The 6,816-nt window shown below is 41.5% G+C and carries 4 protein-coding genes and 1 pseudogene; all 5 read left to right on the top strand.

Going from position 1 to position 6,816, the window contains the following annotated elements; translation table 11 throughout:
• Window positions 1–524 precede the first annotated feature (524 nt).
• Window positions 525–1,316, top strand: coding sequence for a uracil-DNA glycosylase (locus QZ548_RS06640; RefSeq protein ID WP_295869204.1), 792 nt, complete (start codon window positions 525–527; stop codon window positions 1,314–1,316).
• 103 nt (window positions 1,317–1,419) lie between these two features.
• Window positions 1,420–2,496: a DUF805 domain-containing protein gene (locus tag QZ548_RS06635; protein ID WP_295869202.1), complete on the top strand. Its 1,077-nt coding sequence runs from the start codon at window positions 1,420–1,422 to the stop codon at window positions 2,494–2,496.
• Between the two features lie 345 nt (window positions 2,497–2,841).
• Entirely contained in the window at window positions 2,842–5,016 is a 2,175-nt protein-coding gene (locus QZ548_RS06630; RefSeq protein WP_367113076.1) for a ribonuclease J, read from the top strand.
• Window positions 5,017–5,212: 196 nt separating this feature from the next.
• Window positions 5,213–6,172 (top strand): DUF2232 domain-containing protein, encoded by a 960-nt coding sequence (locus tag QZ548_RS06625; protein WP_295869199.1) that lies wholly within the window; start codon window positions 5,213–5,215, stop codon window positions 6,170–6,172.
• A 16-nt stretch (window positions 6,173–6,188) separates the two neighbouring features.
• Window positions 6,189–6,816, top strand: a pseudogene (locus QZ548_RS06620) (RNA-binding protein); the annotation flags it as partial.

The raw sequence follows: 6,816 nt of genomic DNA, 5'->3' as shown, positions 1-6,816 counted from the left end.
GAGGATAATAGACAAAATCCTAAAATAATGTATACTATAAGTAGCTAAAGATTGTAAGTGCTCCACTGAGTGCACAAAAGAAACCACCTAGGGACTACGACATACCTAGATGGTTTCTTTAATTATAATAGACAAAATTCTAAAATAATGTATACTATAAGTAGCTGAAGGATTATAAGAATTCACTGTTAGCACAAAAAAACTCCCTCAAGAACGGCGAAATACTTGAGGGAGTTTTTTATTGCTTATGATCGTCTAAGCTAACGGGGTTAATCACCATGAAATTTCCTATCTAACCACTTGCAAATGAGATAGCTGGTCACATTTACCACGATAGGAATTAGAAGGATTATAAGAATATCTTTCACTGGTGCACCTCCTTTCTGTACCTATTTCCCCAGAACGGAGTGGTGACATCTTGATTGTAGTACATATAACTATATATTTCTTATGCAATTCGTGTAATTATCATGTATAGTAGATATATATCGGTAATAACATATGAAATTTAAACTGGAGGCTGTATGTCTTTATTTGAGTTAGAGAAGAGCATGTCTTTTGATGAATATATAGAGTCCTTTGATGCAGAGAGAGTAGAGAAGGTGCGCGGTTTTGTAGATTGGCTTGCCCAGTATCAAGGTAGTCTCGTTCATAATCCTTGGGGAGAGGTAAATCCTGATTTAGAGATCGTTACAGATGGTTTTGATGCGGCCCAAGTGCGTCGAGATAATTTGGTAGCCTATTTATTGCCTCGTTTAGGTCGAGCTAAGGTTTTTGTAGTGGCTGAGGCTGTAGGGTATCAAGGGGGACGCTTCACAGGTATTGCTATTACTTGTGAGAGAATGCTATTAGATAAGCACAAAACCATTCGTGCGAAGGATGTCACGTCTATTCGATTGGAACGGACTAGTTCTCCTACTAGTTCTTTATTGAAAGGAACACAGCAGAAGGATGGCTTTAATGAACCTACTGATACGGTGGTGTGGAGTGCTATCGTAGAAAAAGGTATCGACCCATATGACACGTTGCTGTGGAATATATTCCCGTTTCACCCACATAAGGATGGAAATCCGTTGACGAATCGCACGCCTACGGATAGAGAACAACAATTGGGGTGGGAGTACACAAAACGCTTGTTAGAGTTACATCTAGAGCTAGGCGGTGTAGAACCTCTTATGCTCGCAGTAGGGCAAAAGTCTGCTGATACAATGGGCAAATTTGGACTGTCTGCTATTGGCTTGCGCCACCCTGCAAACGGTGGGGCTAATCTCTATCGACAAGGGTTTGCAGAGGCTGTAGATACGTATTTAAGATAATATAGTTTGATAAGTTCTTACGTATTCAAGAGCTTGAGCTTTTAAGAGAACATTTTGGAGAGAGCTTTTAAGAGCATGTTTAGAGAGTTTTGGAGAGAAGTTTATGAAACGTTATTGTGATGCTTGCCGTCATTATTGTGATGAGGCGGCTATGTTTTGCCCTACCTGTGGGCAGTATACGGTGGCAACAGAGGTGGAGCGTATCGCGCCAGAAGGCGATGTAATCTATCCTTTCGCCCATTACCAAATGAGTTATAAGGATACATTCCTCTATGTAATGGGAAAAAAGTTTATGGATACGGATGGACGTGCCTCTCGTAGAGAGTTTTTCCAGTTTCTATTGTTGTGGCATATTGCTATTGTCGGCTTGCTAGCAGTATTTTATGGCTTAACAGCCATATTCCATACGGGTCCATATCTAATCGGATTAGCAGGTCTTATCGTTGCCATACTCAGTTTAGTTTCCTTGATGCCTTTGGCTGCGTTATCTGTACGACGCCTCCATGATACGGGTAAAAGCAGTGCTACATTGTTGTTATTTCTCATTCCTTTTGTAGGGCCACTGATCGTATTAGGTTTATTATGCTTAAAAGGTCAGCCTCAAGACAATCAATACGGTAGTGCGTTGCAGCATCTTGTTATAGACAAGCGATTGGCATCTATCATGAAAGTATCTCCTACGAGCAGTGTTCTTACAACACGCGTTCTTGTAGGTATACTTGTGGTTGTAATTTGTGTATTTGGTGTATCTTTACGTTCGATGGGTCCAGCTAATGAAGTATTTCCTGACGGATGGCTTACAAACTCTATCGTTGGTGAAGGCAGTGCGGAAGCGGCGCGAGCTACTGTACAAAATTATTTTGATGCCGTAAATAATAAGGATTATGATAAGGCTTTCACCTATATCATTAGTCAAGCTAGTACCAATCCGACAGAAAAACAAAAATGGCTAGCATCTATGAAACAAGCGCCAAAGGTAGATGTAGCGTCCTTAGGTGCTGCACGGGTGAGTCGCACAGGAGATTTGAAACGCATTGTTTTTGAGGCGAACCTACAAACGACAACAACAGGCGCCGGTCTTGTGGAAGCCACACCGATGAAGCGCTATATTTCTGTTATTGAAGAAAATGGTGCTTGGCGGATTGAAGGTTTTTACAAAACTATGCCAAATGATGATTAAAACTATACTTTAGCGTTAACAAGGGGGTTCCCCTCTTTTGTTAACGCTATTTTTATGTTACAATAGACATAACGTATGAAAGCGAGGCTTTCATCAAAATCGATCGGATTATATTGCAAAACTCATTAGATTGGAACGAAGAGAACGTACCCGTCGCGGCTGACATGTCTAATGATGGCAATATACTCATTTGCTATGGCAAATGGTCACAACAACACTAGGAACGGCAAAAATTGATAGCGCATTTTTGCGCCCATTTGACGAGACGCTAGTATTTTAGCGCCTTTTTCTTTGTGTGGCCTCCATAGCATAGATCAATTCAAGTGATAGGTGAGAAAAGAAACTATGTTAAATAAAATAATGAACAAAATTTTAGGAGGAACTGTGAATACAACAGATAATCAGGTTACTGCACAAGTGAAAGCAGAACCAACAGTAGCAAAAACTGCTACTCGTACAGCTGCGGCTGAAGGCGAACATAAACAAACTCGCCGCCGCACTAATACACGCCGTCCTGCTGGCGAAGGTCGTACTCGTCAACATGCAGCAGGCGAAGGTGAAGGCGCAACACGCCAACGCCGTACAAATACTCGTACAAATGCAAATGGTGGTCGTACTAATACGACACGCCGTACAAATACTCGTCGCAATGCTGAGCAAGGTGAAGGTCAAGAACGTACAGAACGTAAACCTCGCCAAACTCGTGCACCACGTGGTGAACGTAGTGAAAATACACGCAACACGAGAACTAATAATGGTCGCAATGGTCAAAACCGTAACAACAACCGTCCAAATAATCGTTCCACAAACCGCAACAATCAAGAGGCTCCTGTGGAATTAGTAGGTCGTACACCAAATGGCGCTAACAAGGGTAAATTCCAAATCATCCCGTTAGGTGGCCTTGGCGAAATCGGTAAAAATATGACCATCTTCCAATATGAAGATGAAATTATCGTTCTTGATGCGGGCCTTGCGTTCCCTAGCGAAGATATGCTTGGCGTAGATATCGTTATTCCTGACATGAGCTATATCATTGAGAATAAGGATCGCGTAAAAGCAGTCGTTATCACGCATGGTCACGAGGACCATATCGGTTCTTTGGCGTACCTTATGAAGGAAATCAATTGCCCAGTATATGCAACAAATCTTGTTTGTGGTTTGATCGAAGGCAAATTCAAAGAACATAAAGTATCTCCAAAATGTCTTCGTACTATTGCAGCAGGCGATGAAGTGCAAATTGGTCAAGTTAAGGTTGGCTTTATCCAAACAAATCACTCCATTCCTGACTCCTGCGCTGTGTACTTTGATACACCAATCGGTACTGTACTTCATACAGGTGACTTTAAAATCGACCAAACGCCAGTTGACGGCCGTTTGATGGATATGCACAAATTTGCTGAGCTCGGTAATAAAGGCGTATTAGCGTTGATGTCCGACTCTACAAACGTAGAAAAACCAGGTACTACAGGCTCTGAAAGCTCCGTAGGTCCTGCTATTAAACAAGCTGTAGGCGAAGCGAAAGGCCGCGTTGTATTGGCTACATTCGCATCTAACGTATCCCGTATTCAACAAGCTATTGATGCGGCAGTTATGTATAACCGTAAGGTTGTCGTTATGGGCCGCAGCATGGTAAATGTTACAGAAATCGCTCAAGAACGCGGTTACTTGAACATTCCACCAAATACAATCATCGACGTAGATGTAATGCATAACTACACTGATGATCAAATCATGATCTTAACAACTGGTTCTCAAGGCGAACCGATGGCAGGCTTGTCCCGTATGGCTACTAGCAATCACCGCACTGTAGAATTGGCACCGAATGATACCGTTATCATCTCTGCTACACCAATTCCTGGTAATGAAGGTGCTGTAGGTAGAACCATCGATAACTTGCTTCGACTAGGTTGCCATGTAGTATATGGTAAGGATCGTGGTATCCACGTATCTGGTCATGCGAGCCAAGAAGAGCTTAAAACAATGCTTAACCTTGTTCGTCCAGAATACTTCATCCCAGTTCATGGTGAGTACCGTATGTTGCGCCGTCATGGTGAACTCGGTGTTGCTATGGGCGTAGATCCTAAGAAAGTCCTTATCGGCGACAATGGTCAAATCTTTGAGTTCGATAAAGATGGTGGCCGTAAAGCCGGTCGTGTACAAGCTGGCGCTATCTTCGTAGATGGCCTTGGCGTTGGTGACGTAGGTAACATCGTAATCCGCGACCGTCAACAATTGGCTCAAGAAGGTATGGTTATCGTTGTTATGGCGATGGACAAAGCTTCTGGTACAATCGTAGCTGGTCCAGACCTCGTATCTCGTGGCTTCGTATACGTACGCGATGCAGAAGAACTTATGATTGCTGCAGAACATCGTGTAGACCAAGTCCTTGAAGAATGCGAAATGCAACGCATCAAAGATTGGACCACTATTAAGCAAAACGTACGTGACGCGTTGGGTAAATTCTTCTATGATAAAACTCGCCGTCGTCCTATGATCTTGCCGATTATTCAAGACGTATAATCAAATACAATATATGAAAGTACCGCACCTGATGGTGTGGTACTTTTAACATGTTAAAAGGAACCTTTCAAATCTACTATAAATAGCGGTACCATCGCATTTATCTACTACATAGGGTATTTGAAGTTACCTTTTTAAACTGTTATAATTAAAAGATACCAATTAATCTATCTTCTTTTATTTAGAATGGAGATTTATGAAACAAACAAATACAAGAGCGATGGTAGAAACAGCATTTGTATCGGCCATCGTTGTTATGTTAACCATAGTAGGTTCTACGGTTCCTATCCTCAGTTTGTTAGCGACCTTGGTTGCGCCAGCTGGGATTGCAATCATTGGTATCCGTTGGGGCAGCCGATATAGTTGTGCTGCATCAGTGGTAGCATTCGTTCTTGTTTCCCTTTTAGTAGGTCCATTAATGGCAATGGCGACCATCTTGGCATATTCCTTGCCTAGTATTTTCCTCGGTGAAGCATTCAGAGCCAATTGGTCCTTTGGTAAGCTCATCGTTATACCAGCTATTGCACTTACGTTAACGAGCCTTATAGGGATTCTCGTGTCTGCAGGACTTACATCCTTTGATTTATCTCAGATTAATCATATGATTGATGTAGACCTTAAGAATGCTATTATTGAGTCTGTGAAACAGCAACCTATGACGCAAGAGCAAATGAATGAGTATATTAACCGCTTAGATTTTGCTTTTGATCAAGCAAAGCGTATGCTGTTAGCGTACTGGTTTGCTGCCAATGTAATCGTAACCTATATTTCCGCTAAGCTTGTATGCTATATTGGTCGTCGTACAAATAGTGTTATGCGTACATTACCAACAATGGATACATGGCGCATGCCGATTTGGGGTGCTGGTGTATTAGCAGTAGGTATTATCCTTGCTTATGGCGGACAGTATCTAGGCTATGCTAATGGCATTCTTTCAGACGTAGGCCTCAATATTGCCTTATTTGGTGGCATGATATGTGGTCTAAATGGCATTACATGTTTGCTATCCATTATGAAGTCTTATAATTTGGCAGGCATCTTTAAGTTTGCTGTTATAGGCTTCTTGTATGTGATGAGTCCTATGGCACTTGTTATATATGGTATTTTAGATATGTTTTTAGATATGCGAGTACGTTTCCAAAAACGTAGCTTGTAACAGAAAGGAGGCCGTTATGAAATCCTTTCAACGAAAATGGGAAGGTTTAGAAGTTACCATTATTACCGTTATCGTATTGTTGTTATTATTGCTGGCCTATTTGAACTGGGCTGTTGCAGTTTTAGCATTAATTATCGTAGTAGCGGCATATTTGGTTAACTACAATACCCTTCATAACCGGCGTCGTTTAGCAAGAGAACAGTTTGGGGCGATGATGAAAAACGTCACACAAGCTTCTAACTTTGCTTTACAAAACTTGCCAATGGGCATTGTCCTTGTTAATAAACAAGGTACCTTGGTATGGAATAATAGTGTCTTTGCAGATTGGGTTACAGTAGATTGGAATAAGATTCAAAAAATGTCTACTTTGCTACCTGGCTTCCGTATCGATAAAATCTGGGGCAAATCCGGATTTATGACAGAAAAATATGATGAAAGATATTTCCAAATCATTTATAAATTCATCGATCCTCGCGATACGCGACCAGATATTCATAGTGAAGATGAATTGGCCGAACATGCGGTCATGGCTCTGTACTTTAAGGATATTACGTCCCTTGAAAAGGCCCGCATTAAAGCTGAAGAAAATCAGCCTGTATGGGGTATGATTCAAATCGATAATCTCGAAGAATTGACAAAAGGTC

This window comes from uncultured Veillonella sp. (assembly GCF_915069625.1).
Taxonomy (GTDB): Bacteria; Bacillota; Negativicutes; order Veillonellales; family Veillonellaceae; genus Veillonella.
Note: the sequence above shows the minus strand (reverse complement) of the source record. Positions and strands in the feature narration are given on the sequence as shown.